The 21,740-nt window shown below is 66.3% G+C and carries 19 protein-coding genes and 1 pseudogene; 4 read left to right on the top strand and 16 right to left on the bottom strand.

Annotated features, from left to right (window positions below; all coding sequences use genetic code 11):
* Nucleotides 1–159: 159 nt before the first annotated feature.
* The 4 genes from HDA32_RS11365 to HDA32_RS11350 form a co-directional block, all read right to left on the bottom strand.
* Nucleotides 160–1,239, bottom strand: coding sequence for an ABC transporter substrate-binding protein (locus HDA32_RS11365; protein WP_179643161.1), 1,080 nt, complete (start codon nt 1,237–1,239; stop codon nt 160–162).
* A gap of 13 nt (nt 1,240–1,252) precedes the next feature.
* Nucleotides 1,253–2,002 carry an ABC transporter permease gene (locus HDA32_RS11360; RefSeq protein ID WP_179643160.1) on the bottom strand — a complete coding sequence of 250 codons (750 nt, stop codon included), beginning with the start codon at nt 2,000–2,002 and terminating at the stop codon, nt 1,253–1,255.
* Between the two features lie 91 nt (nt 2,003–2,093).
* A complete protein-coding gene (locus HDA32_RS11355) occupies nt 2,094–2,873 on the bottom strand; it encodes an ABC transporter ATP-binding protein (RefSeq protein WP_179643159.1) in 780 nt (259 codons plus the stop codon).
* A gap of 337 nt (nt 2,874–3,210) precedes the next feature.
* On the bottom strand, nt 3,211–3,882 hold the full coding sequence (locus HDA32_RS11350) for a GntR family transcriptional regulator (RefSeq protein ID WP_179643158.1): 672 nt from the start codon (nt 3,880–3,882) through the stop codon (nt 3,211–3,213).
* Nucleotides 3,883–4,011: 129 nt separating this feature from the next.
* Here HDA32_RS11350 and HDA32_RS32060 point away from each other — a divergent pair.
* Nucleotides 4,012–4,407: pseudogene (locus tag HDA32_RS32060) on the top strand (MmgE/PrpD family protein); the annotation flags it as partial.
* A 225-nt stretch (nt 4,408–4,632) separates the two neighbouring features.
* Here the strand turns inward: HDA32_RS32060 and dmpG are convergent.
* From dmpG to HDA32_RS11330, 3 genes are read right to left on the bottom strand one after another with little or no spacing between them, the layout of a single operon-like run.
* Nucleotides 4,633–5,682, bottom strand: coding sequence for a 4-hydroxy-2-oxovalerate aldolase (dmpG, locus tag HDA32_RS11340; protein ID WP_179643157.1), 1,050 nt, complete (start codon nt 5,680–5,682; stop codon nt 4,633–4,635).
* A complete protein-coding gene (locus HDA32_RS11335; RefSeq protein WP_179643156.1) occupies nt 5,679–6,647 on the bottom strand; it encodes an acetaldehyde dehydrogenase (acetylating) in 969 nt (322 codons plus the stop codon). The genes dmpG and HDA32_RS11335 overlap by 4 nt, the downstream gene beginning before the upstream one ends.
* Nucleotides 6,644–7,474, bottom strand: coding sequence for a 2-keto-4-pentenoate hydratase (locus HDA32_RS11330; protein WP_312863135.1), 831 nt, complete (start codon nt 7,472–7,474; stop codon nt 6,644–6,646). Before HDA32_RS11330 ends, HDA32_RS11335 begins: the two co-directional genes overlap by 4 nt.
* Nucleotides 7,475–7,695: 221 nt before the next feature.
* On the opposite strand from HDA32_RS11330, the gene HDA32_RS11325 reads away from it, so the two are divergent.
* Nucleotides 7,696–8,466 (top strand): IclR family transcriptional regulator, encoded by a 771-nt coding sequence (locus tag HDA32_RS11325; protein WP_218882408.1) that lies wholly within the window; start codon nt 7,696–7,698, stop codon nt 8,464–8,466.
* A 586-nt stretch (nt 8,467–9,052) separates the two neighbouring features.
* Here the strand turns inward: HDA32_RS11325 and HDA32_RS11320 are convergent.
* The 8 genes from HDA32_RS11320 to HDA32_RS11285 all read right to left on the bottom strand — a co-directional run bounded on the left by HDA32_RS11320 (nt 9,053) and on the right by HDA32_RS11285 (nt 17,784).
* Entirely contained in the window at nt 9,053–10,390 is a 1,338-nt protein-coding gene (locus tag HDA32_RS11320) for an MmgE/PrpD family protein (protein WP_179643155.1), read from the bottom strand.
* Between the two features lie 10 nt (nt 10,391–10,400).
* The gene (locus HDA32_RS11315; protein ID WP_179643154.1) at nt 10,401–11,453 is read right to left on the bottom strand and encodes an LLM class flavin-dependent oxidoreductase; all 1,053 of its coding nucleotides are present in this window, start codon (nt 11,451–11,453) and stop codon (nt 10,401–10,403) included.
* Nucleotides 11,450–12,304 carry an alpha/beta fold hydrolase gene (locus HDA32_RS11310; RefSeq protein ID WP_179643153.1) on the bottom strand — a complete coding sequence of 285 codons (855 nt, stop codon included), beginning with the start codon at nt 12,302–12,304 and terminating at the stop codon, nt 11,450–11,452. The genes HDA32_RS11315 and HDA32_RS11310 overlap by 4 nt, the downstream gene beginning before the upstream one ends.
* Nucleotides 12,301–13,248 (bottom strand): DODA-type extradiol aromatic ring-opening family dioxygenase, encoded by a 948-nt coding sequence (locus HDA32_RS11305; protein WP_179643152.1) that lies wholly within the window; start codon nt 13,246–13,248, stop codon nt 12,301–12,303. The genes HDA32_RS11310 and HDA32_RS11305 overlap by 4 nt, the downstream gene beginning before the upstream one ends.
* On the bottom strand, nt 13,245–14,582 hold the full coding sequence (locus HDA32_RS11300; RefSeq protein WP_179643151.1) for a M20 family metallopeptidase: 1,338 nt from the start codon (nt 14,580–14,582) through the stop codon (nt 13,245–13,247). Before HDA32_RS11300 ends, HDA32_RS11305 begins: the two co-directional genes overlap by 4 nt.
* A gap of 182 nt (nt 14,583–14,764) precedes the next feature.
* Nucleotides 14,765–15,571: an alpha/beta fold hydrolase gene (locus tag HDA32_RS11295; RefSeq protein WP_218882407.1), complete on the bottom strand. Its 807-nt coding sequence runs from the start codon at nt 15,569–15,571 to the stop codon at nt 14,765–14,767.
* A gap of 4 nt (nt 15,572–15,575) precedes the next feature.
* On the bottom strand, nt 15,576–16,790 hold the full coding sequence (locus HDA32_RS11290) for a Rieske 2Fe-2S domain-containing protein (protein WP_179643150.1): 1,215 nt from the start codon (nt 16,788–16,790) through the stop codon (nt 15,576–15,578).
* A 67-nt stretch (nt 16,791–16,857) separates the two neighbouring features.
* Nucleotides 16,858–17,784 (bottom strand): PDR/VanB family oxidoreductase, encoded by a 927-nt coding sequence (locus HDA32_RS11285; protein ID WP_312863134.1) that lies wholly within the window; start codon nt 17,782–17,784, stop codon nt 16,858–16,860.
* 390 nt (nt 17,785–18,174) lie between these two features.
* Between HDA32_RS11285 and HDA32_RS11280 the strand changes: the two genes are divergently transcribed.
* Both HDA32_RS11280 and HDA32_RS11275 read left to right on the top strand, forming a co-directional pair.
* A complete protein-coding gene (locus tag HDA32_RS11280) occupies nt 18,175–19,491 on the top strand; it encodes an MFS transporter (RefSeq protein ID WP_179643148.1) in 1,317 nt (438 codons plus the stop codon).
* 34 nt (nt 19,492–19,525) lie between these two features.
* Entirely contained in the window at nt 19,526–20,593 is a 1,068-nt protein-coding gene (locus HDA32_RS11275; protein WP_179643147.1) for an asparaginase, read from the top strand.
* Nucleotides 20,594–21,103: 510 nt separating this feature from the next.
* Here HDA32_RS11275 and HDA32_RS11270 read toward each other — a convergent pair.
* A complete protein-coding gene (locus HDA32_RS11270) occupies nt 21,104–21,736 on the bottom strand; it encodes a TetR/AcrR family transcriptional regulator (RefSeq protein ID WP_218882406.1) in 633 nt (210 codons plus the stop codon).
* Nucleotides 21,737–21,740: the final 4 nt, after the last annotated feature.

The following is a 21,740-nucleotide window of genomic DNA, read 5'->3' as shown; positions in this document are numbered from 1 at the left end:
TCGACCGCCATCGGCCGAACACCCGCTGTACGGCCGGTGAGGTCCATAGCGGAGATCACGCTCTGTTAACCGCTGCGGCCTTCAACCACGCCTTCATCGGACGCGGAGGGCCGATCACGGAGCGGGCGGCGCGGATTTTCCGGTCGGTCTCTTCTCCTCTTAAAGAGAGTCGGGGTCGAAGGCGTTGTAAGCCGCCGCGAACCTGTTGGTGTACACCTCGTCCACATCAAGCCCTGGGGATATCAGTTCTGTTTCAGTGGCGAAGTCAACCCATTTCCGCACCGCATCGGGGTCGTATTCTCCCCATGTCCCCGAGACCTCTGGGTCACCGAGCAGAACGGACTCTTCCCGTGCCTTCAGGATATTGACGTGGTCTTCCAGGAGGTCTTCTTCATCACGGCCGGTCTTCGTCTCGGGATAGAGCTCCCACATCACCTTCACGGCCTCTTCGGGGTTCTCAGAGGCCCAGATCGTCGCCTTTGTCCACGCACGCCCGAACGCTTCGATGTCACCGGGGTGCTCCTCCGACCATTCCCGATTCGCCGCGAAAGTCGTGGAGAAGAGGTCGTCGATTCCATCGGCCCTCATGTACCGGAGCTCGGCACCCGTATTCTCCATCGCCGCGTATTCGGTGTCCCAGATCATGAGCGCATCGACCCGATGGCGATTCAATGCATCCCATGCCGCCACACCGACGTCCACGGACAGATACCGCACGTCCTTCTCCGGGTCCATCCCGGCCTGGCTCACGCTCGCGTCCGCCAGTTGCTTGACCCCTGAAGAGAGATCGGGGACCCCGATGGTCTTACCTCGAAGGTCGTCCACTTCCCGGATCTCGCTGTCGGGAAGGACGGCAAAGGACTGGACCGGCCCCCGCGTCCACTGGTAAACCATCTGCACGTCCTGCCCCTTGTCGATGGCCGGCAGGAGCGCCTCCGGGGTGGGGGTGCCGATCTCGGTGCGCCCCACCGTCATGCTCTGCAGAACGTTTCCGCTACTGCCCAGGAACTGAGGCAGTACTTCGATCCCCTCCGCCTTGAAGTACCCCTGCTTCTCGGCGACCGCGAGCGCGATCCAGCCCGGCGACATCGTCGGAACCGAGATCCCGAAGGTGATCTTGTCCGTTCCGTCGCCGGAGCATGACGCCACGGCGGCCAGCAGGCCGGCGGCGAGCACGCCGGCCAGTGCCTTGTGAGGCGCTCTCGGCGGCATCCCGATAGAGAGTCTCCGTTTTCTCATAGCGGTCTCGCCTTCACTTGTTCGCCGTCTGCCAGAACAGGACGCGCCGGCGCAGCCAGGCCACGGATTGGTTCAGGGCCACACCCAGCGCGCACAGAATGAGCAGGACGGCGAACACTCCCGCGGTGTCGTAGTTGTTCTGCTGCTGTTGCAGGACGACGCCAAGCCCCGAGTCGGCGCTGACGAATTCGCCGACTATGGCCCCGAGAAGCGAGAATACGACCGCGACCTCCAGGCCCGCGAAGATGGACGGCAGAGATGTCGGCAGCAGGAGCCTGCGCCATACCTGCAGTCGCGAGGCGCAGAGTGAGCGGAACAGGTCGAGACGGTTCGCATCGACGCCCATCACCCCGCTCATCGTGTTGACCAGGAGCGGGAAGAAGCACAGCAGCGCCACGATCAGGACCTTGGGTGCCAGGCCGAACCCGAACCAGATCACGAAGAGAGGAGCGACGGCCACCTTCGGCAGCGACTGCAGTGCGATCAGATACGGGTAGAAGGCTCTCCTCAGCACATCGGATTCGGCGAGCAGGAAGCCCGCAAGGATCCCCGAGGCGGCTCCCAGCACGAGGCCAAGAAAAGCCTCGAAGAGCGTGGTCCATGAATTGGACAGAAGAAGCCGCAGGGTCTCAACAGAGGTGAACTTCTCGACGACCAGTGAGAACTTGGGAAAGATGAAATCCGGAACTCCGAGTTCCTCCGGAAGCCACTGCCATGCGGCGAGGACGCCCACGAGTACGTAGAGCGGAAGGAATGCGCGCACCTTCTCCCTGGCCGCCGCGCCGCGCCGCCGGGCCGGCCTCCCTCCTGAGGACCTCTCCCCTGACCGTGAACGAAGATCCGCACGCTGCGCTTCAGCCGTCGACATTCCGTTCCCCCTTGGTGAAGTAGGAGCGAATGTGTGCGCATGTCCGCGCAAACGCCTCTTCCGCCATCACGGGCGCTTCTCGTTTATCGGGCAGGGGGACGTCGATGATCTCCAGCACGCGCCCGGGACGTGGCGACATGACCACGACGCGCTGCGACAGGAAGACCGCCTCACTGATGCTGTGCGTGATGAGGACCGTTGTCGGCGACTGCCTCGCCCACATCTCGTGCAGGTCGAGGTTCATCTGCTCCCTGGTCATCGCGTCGAGCGCACCGAACGGCTCGTCCAGTAGCAGCAGTGAAGGATCCGTCCCGAGTGCCCGGCACAGCGCGACACGTTGCTGCATGCCGCCGGAGAGCTCGTAGGGATACTTCTTCTCGAACCCCTTCAGACCGGCGCGTACGAGCAACTCGGTGGCACGCTCCTCGGCGACCGGCTGGACGCGCCCTCGGAGCTTCTTCGGCAGGAGGCAATTGTCCAGGACGTTCAGCCATGGGAGCAGAGTCGGCGATTGGAACATCACGCAGGTCTCCCTGCGCGGCCCTGCGACTTGATCGCCGTCGATGGTGACGGAGCCGCCCGTGAGTTCCAGGAGTCCCGCGACAGCGCGCAGCAGGGTCGTCTTCCCGCACCCGCTCGGACCGACGATCGACAGGAACGTCCCCGCTTCGATGTCGAGATCGAGACCGCTCAGTGCGGTCGTCGGCTGCTCGCCGGAGCGGGTGAACGTGATCTCGAGATCCTTGATGCCGACTCGGGAGGTCATCGGGGCCCCCGTGAAGGCTTCGGCCGATCGGCCTCACCTGATCCGCTCGGAGCGTTTCCGGACCGCCCCCTCACCCCACCCGGCCGACGCTGGGTGTTCTGCGCTGTCCGGCCTGCCCTTACCGCGATGGCATGCATTCTCTTCCACCTCCGCCACTCGTCCGCAGACGACTGCGCAGAGTCTGGCAAGACAAACTGCCTACTGTCAACAGTTTGCAGTCGATGAGAAGAGGCCGGAGGACTCTCCGGCACCGATCCTTCGCGACCGGGAGCACAACCATGCCCGGTCGCACTTCTGTTCAGAGGTGCGACGGTGAACGCGGCCGCTTCGCCACCGGCTAACGCATGATCGTCAGCGCGTTCTCCAGCGAGGACAACAGGTGCGATTCGAGCAGATCCGCAGCGAGCGAACCGTCGCACGCGATCACGGCCTCGACGATCCTGCGGTGCTCTTCGAGCGCCTGGACCGCGCGCTCCGGATCATGAGCGGAGCGCGCACGCGCCAGGTGGATGCGGAAGTGGACGCTGTTGGCAGCCTGCCGCAGTTCAGAGTTGCCGGCCAGGAGCACCAGATGCTGATGGAAGTCGGGATTGGGCGGATACGGCTTGTCCCCGCCTCCGTCGAGGAGCAGTTCCGTCTCCTCGAGCATCTGCGCCAGTCGGGCCCGCGCGTCCTCGGACCCGTGCCTGGCGACTGATCGGGCGGCGAACGTCTCGATCGCGATCCGCAGGCCGTAGAGGTCCTTCAGTTCCACTTCGTCGACCGTGCGGACGAATGCGCCCTTGTGCCGGACCATCTTCAAGAGCCCCTCGCTCACCAGCCGCTGGATCGCCTCCCGAAGAGGTCCGCGGCTGATCTCGAGCCCTTCGGCCAGCGCGACCTCGTTGAGGCGGCCACCAGGCGGAAGCTGCCCGTTGAGCACCATCTCCCTGAGGGCTCGCTGAGCGAGATCCGCGGCCGTGCTGCGCTCATCGGTGAGTGGTTGCAAATCGAGCCGCGCGACGTCCATGAAGTTCTCCACACCGGTTCTGCGCCGTAGATTCCGGTGAAACGATACGTGATGTCTGTTGACAGTTGACAGCGTCGCTGTGACGCTGATGCGGCCTGCACCGGCGTTCCGGGTCGCATCCGGCGAAGAATGGGCACGCCCGGCGATCCAGGGCACTTCTTCGGAGCCGAGGAGATGAGCACGGCCGGAGAGGCAAAGCTCGCCGAGATGATCCCATCGTCCACGCTGGAATCACGGTCGCCTCGCGCCCCCGAACTCGCCAACGCCGCTATCGCCGACACGCTCGCGGTGGGCGTCGCGGGAACGCCTCAGGACCAGACGCTCCAGGCTCGCGCGGCCGCGTCGCCGTCAGACGCAGCGGACAGCGCTGCACTGTGGCCGGGCGGGCAACGGTACTGCGCGGCCGATGCCGCGTTCGTGGGCGGGGTGGCGTGCCACAGCCTGGACTGGGACGACTACATGCATCCCATGCACGGTCACTGCAGCGCCGTCCTGCTGCTGGCGGCATGGAGCACCGCAGAGAGCACGGGGACGAAGCGGACGGGACGGACGCAGCAGCCGCTGCCGCCCGCCTGCTGGACTCGATGTGGAATGCACCGTGTCAGCACCGGCGATCGCCGCTGCCCAGGCGAGCGGACTTCGGGTGAACACGGTCGGGCTTCCCGGCGGCGCCCCGCCGCCGGGGCGCCGCCGCTCCCGTCGCCCGCCCGACCCGGCACAGGCCGACGGCGACAACCTGGCAAAGTCCTGCTATACCCGTTCGTCGGGGCGCGCGAGGAGGTCCAGGGCGATGTCGGTGATCATGTCCTCCTGGCCGCCGACCATGCCGCGTCGACCGGCCTCGACGAGGATGGTGCGGGTGTCCAGGCCGTAGCGGGTCGCAGCGGCCTCGGCGTGGCGCAGGAAGCTGGAGTACACGCCGGCGTAGCCGAGGCTGAGGGTTTCGCGGTCCACGCGCACCTGCCGGTCCTGCAGGGGTCGAACGATGTCGTCGGCGGTGTCCATGAGCGGGAACAGGTCGCAGCCGTGGGCCCAGCCCATCAGGTCGGCGACGGCGATGAACGCCTCCAGAGGGCAGTTGCCCGCCCCGGCCCCCTGCCCGGCAAGGGAGGCGTCGACGCGGACGGCTCCGCTCTCCACGGCGACGACGCTGTTGGCGACGCCCAGGGCCAGGTTGTGGTGGGCGTGGATGCCGGTTTCGGTGGCCGGGTCGAGCACATCGCGGTAGGCGAGCAGGCGTTCGCGCACCCCGTCCATGGTGAGCCGGCCGCCGGAGTCGGTGACGTAGACGCAGGTGGCGCCGTAGGACTCCATGAGCTTGGCCTGCCGAGCGAGCTCGGCGGGCTCGGCCATGTGCGACATCATCAGAAACCCGGCGACGTCCATGCCCAGCTCGCGCGCGGCCGCGATGTGCTGGGCGGAGATGTCGGCCTCGGTGCAGTGAGTGGCGATGCGCACCGAGCGGATACCCAGCGCGTGCGCCTGCTTGAGGTCGTGGAGGGTTCCGATACCGGGCAGCAGCAGCGTGGTGGGAACCGCGTCGCGGGTGACGTCGGTGACGGCCTCGATCCACTCCCAGTCGGTGTGGGCGCCGACGCCGTAGTTGATGCTGGACCCGGACAGGCCGTCGCCGTGAGCGATCTCGATGGCGCCGACACCCGCGGCGTCCAGGGCCGCGGCGATGGTGCGGGCCTGCTCCACGGTGTATCTGTGCCGGATGGCGTGCATGCCGTCGCGCAGAGTGACGTCCTGGATGTACAGTGCGGACCGGTCGGCCGCGGCGGATTCGGGCGTGGTCATCGGGCTGCCACCTCGCTGGAACGGTGTGCGGCCATCCGCTCGGCGGTGCGCAGCGCGGCCGAGGTCATGATGTCGAGGTTGCCGGCATAGGCCGGCAGGTAATGGGCGGCACCCTCGACCTCGAGGAAAACCGACACCTTCACCGCGTCGGTCCCCGCGGCGCCGGCGGGCGGCAGCGCGCGCAGCGGATCGTCGGCGGGGACGCGGGCGAACTGCACCTGCTGTTTGAGTCGGTAACCGGGCACATAGACCTGGACTCGGCCGACCATCTCCTCGATCGATGCGACGACCGCCTCACGGTCGCAGTCGGAGACGAGGCAGTGCACGGTGTCGCGCATGATCAGCGGGGGCTCGGCGGGATTGAGGATGATCACGGCCTTGCCGCGGGTCGCACCGCCGACCCGCTCTATGGCGGTGGCGGTGGTCTCGGTGAACTCGTCGATGTTGGCCCGGGTGCCGGGACCTGCGGAGCGGGAGGCGATGGAGGCGACAATCTCCCCGTAGTGCACCGGGGTGACGGCCGAGACCGCGGCGACGACCGGAATGGTGGCCTGGCCGCCGCAGGTGACCATGTTGACGTTGGGCGCGTCCAGGTGGGCGTCGAGGTTGACCGGCGGCACCAGGTAGGGGCCGACGGCCGCCGGGGTCAAATCGATCACGGTGCGCCCGTGCGCGCGCAGGACCTCGTCGTGGCGGCGGTGGGCGCCGGCGGATGTCGCGTCGAAGACGATCTTCACGTCGGCGAACTCGTCCATGGCGACCAGGCCGTCCACACCCTCGTGAGTGGCGGCCACCTTCAGCCGACGGGCGCGGGCCAGCCCGTCGGACTCCGGATCGATGCCGGCCATCGCTGCCACCTCCAGGCTGTCGGACAGCCGCAGCACCTTGATCATCAGATCGGTACCGATGTTGCCCGAGCCGATCACGGCCACCTTGGTACGGGCCTCGGATGCCGTGGTGCTCATCGGTCGTCTCCTTCCGCTGCGAACCCGACGCACACTGGGCCCAGATCCGAAATGTCGGCCTCGAACACATCACCCGGGGACGCCGGGACCATCGGCCCCAGCGCGCCGGTCAGGACGATGTCACCGGCGCGCAGAGGATCGCTCATGTCGGCGAGGGTCGAGGCGAGCCAGCCCGCGGCGTTGAGCGGGTCGCCGAGGCAGTCGGCGCCGGTGCCCTCGGAGACCACGTCGCCGTTGCGGGTCATCGCCATCCGCACGTCGCGCAGGCGGACCCGCGTGAGCGGCACGGGCGAGCCGCCGAGGACGAACAGGCCGCAGGAGGCGTTGTCGGCGACGGTGTCGACGATGGTGATGTCCCAGTTGTCGATGCGGCTGTCGACGATCTCCAGGGCCGGCAGCGCGAAGTCGACGGCACGCAGCACATCGGCCGCGGTGCAGTCGCGGTGCGGCAGGTCACCGCCGAGGACGAGGGCGACCTCGGCCTCCACCTTGGGCTGCAGCAGTCTGTCGGCGGGAACCTCGCTCCCCTCCGGCACGGCCATGTCGGCGAACAGCGCGCCGAAGTCCGGCCGATCGACTCCGAGCTGGCGCTGCACCGCCGGGGAGGTCAGGCCGATCTTGCGGCCGACGATCCGCCGGCCGGCGACCGTACCGCGCTCGACGTTCACCCGCTGGACCGCGTAGGCCGCCGTGACGTCGGCGTCGGCGAACAAGGGGCGCACGGGAAGACACGCGGTCCTGGTGCGGGCGGCCTCCGCCAGGATGTCGGCGGCCTTGGCCACAGCCGGGACGACGCCGTGGTCCGGGTCTCGATCGGCGGCGGTCACGGGCGCCGCCGAGGACGGCGCGAAGGGCGCGGGGGTCGCGGCATTGGGCTACCTTTCGAATACGGTGAAGAACGGGGCCGACGGACCGGCGCAGACCGGAACCGTCCAAGGTCCCTGGCCCGGTGCGACGCTCTGCGGGCCGCACGGGACTGGCAGGGCGTGGTGGCCCGGCGACGTCTCCGGTATAGACGTGACGGCGCACATCAGGCAAACTTTGTTCCATGCGACGGAACACTTCGAGTGGCAGCATGTTGAAAAAGGCCGCTCTCCTCCTTGATTGCTTCCGTCCGACCGGAGGCCCGTATCGTCTGACGGAACTCGCGGAGCGTACACAGCTGCCCAAGGCAACGGTTCACCGGTTGACGGCCGACCTGGTGCGCCTGGGGCTGCTGGAACGTTCGGGTGCCCACTACCGTCTCGGCGGCAAACTGTTCGAGCTCGGCTCGCTGGTGCCGCGCCGACGCGATCTGCGCGAGGCGGCGCTGCCGTTCCTACAGGATCTGTTCGAGGCCACCCGCGAAACAGTGCACCTGGGGATCCGAGAAGGCCATGATGTCGTCTACATCGAGCGCATCCACGGCCACGACCCGCTGCCGCTGCCCTCTCGGATCGGCGGCCGCCTGCCGCTGACCTGCACCGGCGTGGGCAAGGCGCTGCTGGCCTTCTCCGGCGCCAAACTGACCGAAGAGGTGCTGGCCGCGCCGTTGCCGACCCTGACCCCCCACTCGGTCACCGACCCGGTGCGCCTGCGCACGACGATCGAGCAGGTTCAGGTGTCGGGCCTGGCCTATGAGGAGCAGGAGGCCGCCCTGGGCGTGAGCTGCATCGCCGCTCCCGTCTTCGCCGACGGCAGCGCCGCCGCCGCACTCTCGGTGGCGGTGCCACGAACCCGCTTCCACCCCGCCCAACTCGCCCCCGCGGTGCGCACCGCCGCACTCGGCCTGTCCCGGACACTGCGCCCGGGCGTCTGCCGGACAGCAGATTCCGCCTAGACGAGTGGTTCCTTTGTGGTTAGTGGTCCCTACGTTGAAAAAACCTCATTATCCGGAATATCGAGTCCTGGTACAATCGAAAACACCTTCATTCCGCGCTCGGGTAAAATACGCCTGCGGAGATGTACGCGGAACACGAAAGCTACGGGCGGCGGCCTGAAATCAGACGGCCCACCGCTGTCCGGAAAACACAAAGCCCCTCAGGTCCTCCAATCTGAGGTCCCGCCGACCCCTCTCGTTCACGCGAGGGACTGTTCCCTGAATGGTGCTGGGTTCGGGTTCAGGGGCGGTTGGGATGAGTCGATGCTGACCTCCCAGGTGGTCAGCCCGGCCGCATCGGCGTGGGATGCAGGCTGGTCCAGACGCTGTTCCAGGCCCCGTTGAGACTCCAGCGGCGGAACAGGTCGTGGACGCTTTCCCAGGGCCGGGGAGGGTCGGCACGAAGCCTCCGGCGGACATGGTCTTCTTGGTCGTTGACTCGTCCACCGGAGGCTTCGCTCATGTTCTGGGCGACATGCCCAGGGTTTCCCTTTCGGTACCGTTCGCCCTGATGGCCATGGTTTCCAAGCAGGCCCTAAGCCTGTGATCACGGCACCGTGCTCTCCGATGTGGTCAGCCGCGCCGCGTCGGCACGCAGCCGGGCGACGTCGGGCTGGTTATCGATATCGAGTATGCGTGAGATTGAGCTGTGCTCACCTTGTATGCCGAGCAGCTTCCGGGCCTTGGCCAGGATCTGCTCTGGGGGTAGTCGCCGGTCCGGGTCCCCCAGCGCACTATGCACGCGACGGTGCACGGTCCCCCCCGCATGCCCGACCACGATCTCCGCAGGCCATTGGTGCGGGAACTCGGCGTCCAATGCGGGATTCGGGGTGAGGTGAACCGAAACATCAGGCAGTCCACCGGGGTCCGCCGCGATCTCGCGATACCAGCCCGGATCGGCGGCGCGCCGCACACAGGCTCCGGCCAGCGCGACAGTCGCGCTCGCCGCAGCCTCGGCCGGTCCTACGGGGGTGCGCGTGTTCGTCACGAAACGCGTGGCGCTGCGGGGAAGGAACACATCGATCGCGTCGACCGTCCCGAGATCCAACCCGGCGGCGGCCAACTCGTCGAGCGCGGTGAGTGCGCTGTGCAGCGGCCTGGCACACGGCCATGCCTTGATCGACACGTCCTTGATATGTGGAGGGCCCTCACTCGATGGCGGTGTCGCCTGACGACCGAGCGCCGCGGTGGCCGGCCCATTCAACAGGGTGTGGCTAGCGGTGAGCCCGGCCTCAGCTGCCCGTGCCGCCCAGGCACCACGTGCCGCCACGGTCCCGCAGAGCAGGTAGTGCCCAGCGCCGAACTCGTCCGCGGTAAGCAATCCCCCGAAGGGTGCCACGGCGAGCCCGAGCGCCGTCGTGGTGGTCGGCACGTCCAGGTTCAGCAGGCTTGCGGTCGCGGCAGCCGAACCGAGCGCGCCGAACAGCGCCGACGGCCACCAGCCCACCTGGTACAGTGCCGACCCACCGAATCGGAGCGCACTCTCGATCGCCGCCTCGTAGCCCGCGATGATGGCGTCCGCCACCGCGCGCCCGGTGGCACCGATGCTCGCGCCCACCGCGAGCGCGGCCGGTATCACCACCGAACCAGGCACCATTCCCGCCGCACTATGGACGGGGTCGAACTCGTCCAGGTGCGCCAGCGTGGATTCGATCTCGATAGCAGTATCCTGCGGCCACCGCCCCGTGGCACCGAGCGCGGTGCCGCCGTTCGTTGCCTGTCGGCACAGCGGTAACCAACGGTCCGCCAGCGGGTGCCGTGCGCCTGATGCGATTGCTCCCAGCACGTCGAGTACGTGCAGGCCCACCAGTTCTCGAACGTCTGAGTCGGCCTCACGACCCCGGGATATGGCCCGTTCGGCCACATCGGAGAGAACGGCAGCCATGACCTCACCTTTACTTCGTCGACGACTGTGTCAGAACAGCGCTCGGCACGTCCGCGAGCAACCGCTCCGGCAGGTCGTAGGAACCGACGTGCTGCAACAGCACGGCACTCGCTCCGTTCAAACGGATCTCCTCAAGCCGTGTCGCGATCTCAGCGCCGGTCCCGTACAGGCAGAAGGTCCGGGCGAAGGCGACTGCCGCCGCATCGCTGACGTAGGAGTCGCACGCCCGCACGGCGTGTTCCCAGTCCTCGGCGTGCACCAGATCGGGGTAGACATCGGGGATCGGCTCCGATTCCTGGACGTGTACACCGGCTGCCGCGAGCGCGGCGGCACCTCCGTTGCGCGCGATCGACGCGCACAACGGCTTCAACTCCCGGGCGTCCCGTTCGACATCGTCGGTGACCCGGCAGAAGGCCGACACGGTGACCGGCACCGACCGTTCCCGGTTGGCGAGTGCGCCGCCTTCCTGGATACGGGCAGTGCTGTCCGCGAGCAGAGTGGGAGCGACGCCGGAAAGCAGAATCGCGCCGTCCGCGATCTCCCCGGCCAGCCGCAGGTTCCGTGGTCCGCTTGCGGCGATGTACAGCGGCACCGGATTTCCGGCATCGCGCAGCCGAGCAGAAACACCGCCGAAAGCGACGTCCTGCCCGGCGAGCAACGCGCGCACGGTGCCGAGACCGTCTCGGAGCGCTGCGTTGGTGCTCGGACGCAACCCCACCGGCCCCACCGAGCTGTTGCCGACTCCCACACCGAGCACGAAACGGCCGGGATCGATCTCATGGACGGTCCGCGCCGCGGAGGCCACCACCGAGGGATGCCGCGTGACCAGATTGGTCACCGCCGTACCGACGCCGAGGTCCGCGGTCTCCCTCAGCACGGCAGCGGACACCGCGAACACGTCCCGCCAGAGCAGTTGTGAGTCCGGGAACCACACGTCGTCGATCCCCGAGTCCCGCACCGCGTGCGTGAAAGCGACGAGATCCGGAATAGGACGGCACGGCGGCACGCGCAGCCCGATCCGCAGCCGTTGGGACGCAGTCCCAGCACACTGGGAGCTCGTCATGCCGCTCCCAGGAATCCAAGTGCCAGTTTGTTGAACCGGTCAGCATGCTCGTGCTGCGGCCAGTGCCCGCATTCGGGGAAGATCTCCAGCAGCGAACCAGGAATGCTCTGCTGCATCCGCTTCGCCTCCGGTACGTCGCCGAAGGGATTCTGCGCGCCCCACACGATGTGCGTGGGTGCGGTGATCCGTGCCATCTGCTCCGCGGTCAGCAGATCCTCGGTGCGCTTTTCCATGTCTTGCAGGCACAGCAGGCTGTCGACACCGGTGACGAACCGCGGCCGGTTGTAGATGGCATGCCGCACATCGATCAACTCCTCGGAGACGTTGACCGAGTCGTGCATCAGCAGTTCCAGTCGGCGCTGGGTCAGTTCTCGATCGTCCGCTCCGACCGCGGCCCGCGTGCTGGTGCGGATGCGGTTCATTACTTCGGGGTTGGCGACGGTGCCGCCCGGCGCGACGAGGACAAGCCGACCCACACGGTCCGGGTGGTCGGCCGCAAGGCGCCCGGCGACCCAGCCACCGAGGGATTCCCCAATGAAGTGCGCACGTTCGATGCCTCGGCTGTCCAGGTAATCCAGGACGTGCCGGACGTAGCGCGGGATCCGCAGATCACCGCCCGGATGGTTGTCGGTGTAGCCATGGCCGAGCATGTCGAGCGCGTGCACAGCGAAGCGCTCGGCGAGCGCGGGCACGTTACGGATGAACGCCTCCAGGTGCCCGCTGGTGCCGTGCAGCAGCACCACGTGCTCGTCGTGCTCTTCACCGGCCCGCAGCACGCGGGTTCGTCCGCCACGTACGGGCGCGTGCGAGACGGTGAAGTCGGTGTCGGCCAGCTCAGTCCAAATACTCACAGGGCTTCCTCCAATTGGGGGTCGAAGACGGCCACACCCATGCCGGTGAGCCATTCGGGAATCGCGGCGTACGCGAGGGTCCGGCCGGTGGCCGGGCCGACGGCGGCTCTCATCGCCAGCCAGGATCGAATCTCGTGGGCGCCGTTTCCGGCTTCCGCCTCCAGCCGGTCGTCGCCGTAGTCCAGCAGCGGCTCAAGGTCACCGCGCGCGAACAGGTCGAGCAGCCAGCGATCGAACTCCTCGTTGATATCGGGTTCCGCGGCGCGGATGATCTGCCGGCGCCGCACTTCGTACTCGTGCCAGGAGTGTCGGCCGTTCAACCACGCCTCGACCAGGAAACGATCATCATCGCTGAGCGTGCGGAACCACTTGGGCCATGGCAGCCGGTGCGATAGCCCGCCGGAGGCGATGATCGCGATCCGCTTGCCCGCCCCGTCGTTGCGAATGGCCTGTCCGAGAGCGCGCCCCATGTCGTGACTGCGGCGCAGCGACGGCAGCGGTGGCGCGAACATGTTCACCACGATCGGAACGATCGGCACATCCAGTTCAGGCACCAGATACTGCAGCGAGTGCGTAATGCCGTGATCCACGGTGAGCCGCAGGGAGAATGCCGGATCGAAGTCCGCCGCGGACAACCCTTCTACCGCGACGCGGGCCAGATCCGTATCCACCGAAAGCGCGCCGGATGGAGTCTGCGCCTCACCCGCGGCCTGTACCTCGCTCACCCCGACGGTCCAGGTGGGCATCAGATCAAGGAACATCCCTCGGAAGTGGTTTGATCCGATGACCACCACGGCGTCTGGCCTGGCCGCCTCGAGCGCCTTCCTCGCTGCGACCAGTCCGTCCCGGAACTCGTGCGGCCCCGGAAGATGGTCTACTTCGGACCAGTGGGTGTTCATCAGGGTGCTGTGTGAAGCTCCGATCCCCAAAACAATCGAGCTCATCCGGGGTCCTTCCTCTCGCGACCGCAGAGACCAACGGTCAGGTGAATCAGATACCGGGCGAGGCGCATCGCCTCGCGAATGTCCACCACGTTCATGCCGGCCGGGAAGTCCAGGGCCATCGGCGCGTCGGGCCCGATCCTGTCCATGCCGATCCGCGCGGTGGGCAATCCCCTGTTCCGCAGAATGTTCGCGTCGGTTCCACCACTGGTGTGCGTGATCGGCTCGTGCTTTCTGCCGGAGATCTCCTCCCAAGCCGCGATGGCCGAGGTGATCACCGGTGAGTCAGGCGGTGTGTGCGTTGCTGGGATGGAGAGAATCATCGACCAGTCGAGGTCCAGATCAGGGTGTCGCTCGGCGATCGCAGACATCACCGTCCCGAACTCCCTGCGGACCTTGTTCGGTGTACTGCGCGGGCTGGTGCGCAGATCCACGGTGATCCGGCACAGCGCTGGAGCCACCGCCGCCATGCGCGGCCAGCCACCCTCGATGGCGGCGACGATTCCTTGCGGCGCGACCAGGCCGTCAGTGTGCCGGGCGGCGTACTCGGGGAACCACGCCTCCAACTCCTCGACGACCGTGGCCGCGCCCGCGATGGCGTTCTGGTAGTCCATCCGGTGCCGGCTGCCGACGTAGGTGAACGTGCCGCGTACCCGCACCTCGAACCAGCACAGCCCGACCTCCTCCCAGGCCACCGCCCAACCGGGCTTGGCGACCACCGCGTGATCGGCCCAAAGCCCTTGTTCGAGCATGAAGGAGCACCCGACACCCTGTCCGGTGTTGCGCCTGGTCATGCCGCGGGTGAGACGTCCGTTGCTCGGCATGCCGCCTGCGCCGAACCCCACCAACACGTCACCGCGCAGCGGAACTCCCGCCTTCGAGATCGCTTCTGCCGCGGCCAGTACAGCGGCGGCATGCCCCTTCGGGTTGCTCGCGCCCAGTCCGAGTACGTGGTCCCCGTCTACCTGGGCCGACGGCCGCATGTCCCGCCGCAGCTCCGGGCCGATCCACGGAATATCCTCTGCGGGATCTCCCACGGTGAGCGTGTCTATGGGGGCGTAGAGCAGCACGTCCTCGCCGGTTCCGGCGCCACGCAGCAACCCGACCGAGTTGGCCTGCCGGTCATCGATGCGTTGACACGTCGATTCCAGTCCTGCGCCGGCGAGCTCCTCGGTCAGCCATTCCGCGAGCGGTCCCTCCTCCCCGGTCGGACTTGGGATGCCCACCATCCCCACCACGAGGTCGGTCAGCCGTCGCGCGCTCAACTGGGCCCACGCCGCGTCCCGCCACTCGCGAAGCTCAGTGTCGAGTCCCCCATCAGGGATCGTCTCTTGCATGGTCACTCCGTACCGGCTGGAGTGACCATGCGCACCGTCGTACCGTGACCAAGCCGGGTAGCGAGCCGAGCCAGCCGCTTCCGGAACACCGCGGCCGTCACCACCGCAGCGAGCAGCGTCGCGGTTCGTATTCCCATCTTCCTCAACTCCTCTTGACAATTAGGACGATGTCCTTCGGGTGATCACGGTCCGCTCAGGAAGGCCGACACGAGGCCGGCGGTTTCCGTCGGCCGCTCCGCCTGCGGATGGTGTGCGCTGCGTCCGAGCACCACGAGGTCACCCCGTGGGAGGCCGGCCGCCAGCGCGTCGGCGTAGACCGCGTCGGCGAACGGGTCATGCCGCCCCCACAGCACCAGGGTCGGTGCACACACCCGCGACACTTCATCGGTCAGGTCCTCTGGCGCGACGCCGGCCGCTGCCAGTGCTGTCGGAGTCACGCTCGCCTCATAGCGTGCGCGCACGTTTTCCTCCGGGATCGCCGATGCCTCATACCATTCGAGATCGGCGAGCAGCCGGCGCATCTTCTGCGTGCTCGGTCCGGTACCGCCGTAGTACCTGTCTCGTGCTCGCGCACCGAGTTCGAAGTCCGCTCGGGTTCCTGACGGAGCGGGGATCGGTTGACTGCCGATCAACGTGATCCGCCGAACCGCTGCCGGGCGCTCCGCCGCGAGCGCCAAGGCCACCGAACCTCCCAAGGACGGCGCCACGATGTCCGCCTCATTGAGTTCCAGCGCATCGAGCAGTCCACCGAGCAGTCGCGCACGGCCCCGAAACACCGAGCAGTGTGCGGGCAACGTGTCGGATCGCCCGTAACCGGGCAGGTCCACGAGCAGCCATCGCCGCTCGGGTAGCCGCGCGATGATCCCAGCGAGGTCCGCCGCCGCATGGCAACCGGGGCCTCCACCATGCAACCCCACGGTGGTTGGGCCGCCTGGCGCGCCCATCGTCTGGTAGGCGATCCGGGTCCCGTCAATGGTTTGCTGTGGCATCGCTTCAGTGACCTGGACGCCGTTCGGTCGGCTGTACCACGGGCGCCGTGTCCTCGATGTGCTTCCGCCACGCGGTGATCGACAGGTCCGGCCGGTACAGCTTCTCCGGCGGCGCGTCCATCACATCGACCATCCAGGCGTCCTGCTGCGTGAACTGTCCATGGAACAGCCAGCGGATCGCGGCGAGGTACTTGAGCTGGAACAGTCTGGCCTTGGCTCCGCTCTCGAACCGCACCATGAGCTGCACATAGCGGACGTGATCGGCATCCACCGGTACGTACCACTCGAAGTGGATGAAGTGCGGGTAGGCGACACGCAGCAGACCTGGCAGGCGGATCGACACGAACCCCGGTAGGTCCATGTCCGCGATCACCGGGTTGATGTTGTCCGACTTGCCCGGCCGGTCCGGCAGCGGAGTCCTCTTCCACCAACGCTTGTTGGTGAACTTGCCAACGCCCGGAAAATCCGCTTCCCAGTGCACCTCATCCTGTTTCCGGATGAGCCAGCCGTCCTTTTCCACGATCCGCGTCTTGTTCCAGGTGGGCATCACCTTGAACAGTCGCCACAACGCGGTGTTATGTAGATACTTGGCGTGTCCCTCGTCGAATCCATTCTCAGCGGCAAAGCGCCAGTTACCCCGGCGGATGTCAGTCCGCCCGCCCATGACGAACGCGTTGTTGTTAAGTTCGTCCGGGATATCCCGTTCCACGGGAGGAGGAGTTTCTCCCGGCTTGAGGTCACCGATGTAGACGAACAGCAGGCCAAGCCGTTCCTCCACGGGATAGGTCGCAACGCCGGTCTTTCCGCAGATCGGGGACTCCGGACCATCAGTGATCACCGCGCAGAGCTTCCCGGTTTCCAAACCGAAGGTCCAGCCGTGATACGGGCAGCTCACCGTACCTGGGAACTGGCGCCGTCCGTGAGACAGCGGAACGCCGCGGTGCGGACAGCGATCGTGCAGCCCATACACCTTGTCCCCCTCGCGGATCAGCACGATCCGCTCCCCGACAAGGGTGATCGGTACGGGTTTGCTCCCCACCTGGTGGGCCCACACGGTCGGGTACCAGTAGTTCCGAAAGCCCAGCTCCGCCGATTGGTAGGTACGCCAGGAACTCCAGTCCGCGCCTTGCTGTACCGGCGGACCGGAAGGCTCTTCAGCCCTACCGCGCGACCGGCGTGGGGCGGCCTCGTTACTCACTGTTCCCTGTCCTGCTGCCATGGTGAGGCTCCTTTGTGAATGTGGTCCGACTACGGGGATGTGCGAATACGGAAAAACGTCTCCGCGATTACAGATCGAGCACGATCTCATCCGATTGCGCCCGAGAGACGCACAGCATCATCGAATCGGTGTTGCCGCTGTCCAGAATCAAATCCCGATGCACAGGCTGACCGGACAGCACACCGGTCTCGCAGCTTCCACAGATTCCGTCCGTACACGCACTCGGCACACGGATACCGGCCTCGTCGAGCACTTCCAGCACCGACCGCCCCGGGGGAATCCGGAAGCTTTTTCCGGATGACGCCACAACGACCTCGAATGCGCGTAGGTCGCTGGGGTCGTCCCCACGCGCCGCCGCCGTGAATCGCTCCGTATGCAACGTCCCGTCGGGCCAGTCCTCACATCGCTGCTCCACCGCAGCGAGCAACGCCTCTGGGCCACAGCAGTACACCGCGGCATCTTCACGAGCCTCGCCCAGCACATCGAGAAGATCGATGAGCCCGTACTCTTTCTCCGGCCAGATCACGACGCGCTCGCCATACGCGGCGAGTTCGTCAAGGAACGCCATCGATCCGCGCCGCCTGCCACCGTAGACAAGCCGCCATGGAGCTCCTTGACGGTCGGCCTCCGCGATCATCGGCAGGATCGGCGTGACGCCGATGCCCCCGGCGATGAAGACGTACTCCTTCGCCGGCAGCAGCGAGAAGTGGTTGCGCGGCCCCCCGACCTCCACCTGGTGCCCCGGCCGCAACTCTTCGTGCACGTAGCTCGAGCCACCCCTGGACAGGGTCTCGCGCAGCACCGCGACGCGATAGCTGCGGCGGTCGGCTGGATCACCGCACAACGAGTACTGCCGGATGTGTCCGCCCAGTGTGAGATCGATGTGCGCGCCAGGCTCCCAAGCGGGCAGTATCCGGTTCTGCGGATCAGCTAGCTGCACCGACAGTACGTTCTCGGATTCCACACGAAGCTGCCGCACTTCCAGATCCAGCACGCCATCGGGCTCGCCTCGCCCTCCCATGGGACACCTCCTGTCGTGAAGTACTTAGTACGGTACATACGTACGTGCACTTTGGCCACCCCTTGTCCGCCTTTGAGAACGAGAGGTCTCACACTGGGCGCACGGCGTGAACGAGGTGCATGTCAGACCGGCGAGCACCGCTGGCACATTGATCGACGATGAACCAGACCCTTGACGTCGTGCAGTGAACGGTACAAGGTACGAGGAACTCTTCCCGCCAATTGGCTGCTCGATGGAGGAAGGTTCGCCCGAGTACACGACGGAGCCCAGCCGGCCATGCGCACGGTCAGCCGGTCCCGGCCGCAGTGCGTTGCTCGCATGCCTCCGCTGGTCGCGTAAGCCCGTAGCCGCTGAAGGAAGCCCATGACAACAACCGCCGAGAACACCTCGCGCCGTGGTCAAAGCACCCGAGCCGTAATGGCAAGTTGGGTCGGCACCACCGTCGAGTACTACGACTTCACCATCTACGGTCTCGCGTCCTCAGTGATCTTCGGTCAACTCTTCTTCCCGACCGACGATGCGTTCATCGGAACCCTGCTCTCCTTCGCCACCTTCGCGATCGGATTCATCGCGCGGCCGTTGGGTGCCGTTGTGTTCGGGCACTTCGGCGACCGGCTCGGCCGCAAGGCAGTCCTGATCGCGACGCTCGTGCTGATGGGAGCATCGACGTTCGCCATCGGCCTGCTGCCCACCTATCACCAGGTCGGCGTCTTGGCTCCGATCCTGCTCGTCACGGCCAGGCTCGCGCAGGGTTTCTCGGTCGGCGGCGAGTACGGTGGAGCCGTCCTGCTCGCGGTCGAACACTCTGAACAGAAAGAGCGCGGCTTCCGCGGATCACTCATCAACACCGGGACCTCGGCAGGGCTGCTGCTCGCCAACCTGGTTTTCCTCGCTGTCCTGCAACTGCCGGATGACCAGCTGATGTCCTGGGGTTGGCGAATGCCGTTCCTGCTCAGCGCGCTCCTGATCCTCGTCGGGTTGTTCATCCGGTACCGACTGGACGAGAGTCCGGACTTCAAGGACGTGCGGGAACACGGCGCGGCGCAGCGGCTTCCGGTGGTGGACGTGTTCCGGGAATGCGGCGGACGAGTGGCACTCACCGCTGTAGGAATTCTCGGCGCTGGAGTCACCTTCACCCTGACAACTGTGTACAGCTTGCAGTACGGCGAAGCTGTGCTCGGTCTGGACCGGGGTGTGATGGTCTCGGTGTTGCTGCCGGCGACCGTCGTGATTCTCGTTTGCATTCCACTCGCAGGGAAGCTCGCCGACCGATTCAGTACGCGGAAGGTGTTCCTTGCCGGGGCGATGTCGATGGCCGTGCTGCCGTTCGTCTGGCTGAGTCTGCTGGAAACACACCAGTACTGGCTCATGCTTCTCGGGTTCGCACTGCTATTCGTGGGCTATTCGGCGAACTACGCTGCCGTACCGGCCTTGTTCTCGGAGGTCTTTCCACCGCAGCTTCGGTATACCGGGCTGTCCATCGGTTTCACGCTCGGCCTGATCATCGGCAACGCCATCGCGCCCGTCATGGCCACATCCCTACACGAGGCGACCGGTAGTTGGGTTGCCATCGCGCTATACATGGCGGGCGTTTCGCTGCTGTCCGTCTTCGCCGGTTACTTCCTCAAAGTGCACCAAAAGCCTCGTGCGGAGGTCGAGGCTGCCGAGGCTCAGGGCTAATCCATGTAGGCAGCGCCGCGATCGAAGGATATTCATGCAACCGCTTCTCAAGATCATCACACTCGGTGGCACCATTATGTCCGTATCGGACGAGAATGGGCATGCACACCCACGGCTGAGTGGCACGGAACTCGTGCGCTCGGTGAATGGACTCACCCACGTCGATGTGGAGTCAGTCGATCCGATACCGTCCGCTGACATCACGATGGAAGTGATCCTGGACCTCGCGGCGCGTATCGAGCGGGCGCGAGCGGACGGGTACAGCGGCGTGGTGATCGCGCAGGGAACAGACACCCTCGAAGAGACCGCGTTCGCATTGGACCTGCTGGTCCGGCCCGGCATCGCGGTCGTCGTCACCGGAGCGATGCGGCACGCGAGCATGCCCGGTACCGACGGGCCTGCAAACCTGGTGGACGCGGTGCGTACAGCCGCGACCGAGGGAGCCGAGCACCACGGGGTACTGGTCGCGATCGGAAATGCCGTGCATTTCGCCCGAGAGGTCCGCAAGGTACATACCCAGTGGATCAACGCGTTCCAGTCCACCGACATCGGCCCCGCCGGGACCATCGCCGAGAGGCGGATCGTATTGCGGCCGCGCAGCTACACCAGGCCATTGCTTGATGCCGCACGGCTGACCAAGCCGATCAAGCCGGCAGCCCTGGTCACACTCGGCATGGACGACGACGGCTGGTGGCTATCGTCTGCGGCTCAGACATCAGCCCTCGTCGTCGCCGCGCTCGGCGGCGGGCATATACCCACACGTCTCAGTGAGAGGATTACCCGGCTGGCCCAAAGCATTCCGGTCGTGCTCGCCTCTCGCACCGGATCTGGACACATGCTCACCGAAACCTATGGCGGCTTCGCCGGCGCCGAAGTCGAGTTGCTCGGCGCCGGACTCGTCTCAGCCGGTTCACTGGACGGGCTCAAGTCCAGGATCGCTCTGACCTTGCTCACCGCTTCCGGCATGGATACCGAAGAGAACCGAAGAGATCAGGCGGTTCTTCGCCAAACTCAACGAGGCACAGCCGAGCTAAGGACCCTGCCGGAAACCCGTGGACCCGACGCCGTTGCGGGAGCACACGGTGCTGTCCAGTTGCGCTGATCCCGGTGAAGTCGTCTCCGAGGGACCATCTTCACCGGGATCGGCTCCGCTGCGCGGGCCTCAGCAGCCTTGCTTTTACTGCCAGGGCGACCAGGCGGCAAACAGTCCCTCCCCCAAGGCAACCGGTGCAGTGCGGTGGTGCTGAGTCCGCGGCCGGGAAGTCCACCCCGCATCAGGACATCCTTAGCGAACGCTCATCGCTGCCCCATCAACTGGCGCACCTGCAATAGCGGCGTCGGACGGGTTGTTCACCGCAGCCCAGATCCCGAGCGAGGGCTTCGACATGCACAAGTTGATGGAGCTGCTCGCCGAAGCGCTCGATGCCGTGGCAGATCGCATCGCCACCGAACTCCCAAGAGAGTCTCGATCAAACCCGAGGAGATTCAGGACCAGCCAGTAGCTGATGTCCTTGGGCGCACCGTCGCGAGCAAGCGTCTCCGCGTGTCGACGTTGAGGGGTCGATCGAAGCCGGCCACCGTCCGCGCTCATGCGTCCTGGCGACGTCTGGACTCACCCGTCCAACTCGGACAGCACGCGCGCGATGAGCGCCTCCAGTCCGAATGAGAACTGTTCATCACTCGGCAGATCGACAAGATGCGGGGCGAGTTCGACCAGTTGCGGAAAATCCTCCTTGGACAGCGCGGAGTAGAAATGCTGGCGCTGCCGGCGCAACTCGGCCCGGTTCTCCGTATCCGTACGAGCCCACGTCCGGGGCGCCTGGTAAGCGGCGAAACCCATGGCATAGCTGATCAAGAAGCTGTAGCAGCGAACAGCGAGGGTGCCGGGAATCCCGGACGACACCAACCGTTCTAGCACGCCTTCCATGGCGCCGCGCATCGATTCGGGGCTCTGTGTCACGCGGGTCGCGAACAGTTGGACCACGCTCGGATGCTCGCGCATCATGTTGAGGAACGCCCAGCCGACCGTACGCAACGCCGTAGCAGGATCGTCATCGTCGGCCTCCGGCAGCCTCATCTCGCCGAGTACGTGATCGGCGATGCTATCCAGGATCTCTTCCTTACTGCGGAAGTAGCCGTACAGCGTCATAGTGCCAACGCCGAGTTCCGCGGCGAGCCGTCGCACGGTGAGACGTTCGAGACCTGTCTCGGCATCCGAGAGCCGCAGCGCCGCGTCGATGATCATTTCG

The organism is Spinactinospora alkalitolerans (assembly GCF_013408795.1).
GTDB classification, from domain to species: Bacteria; Actinomycetota; Actinomycetes; order Streptosporangiales; family Streptosporangiaceae; genus Spinactinospora; species Spinactinospora alkalitolerans.
This window is presented reverse-complemented; position numbering and strand designations above follow the sequence as displayed.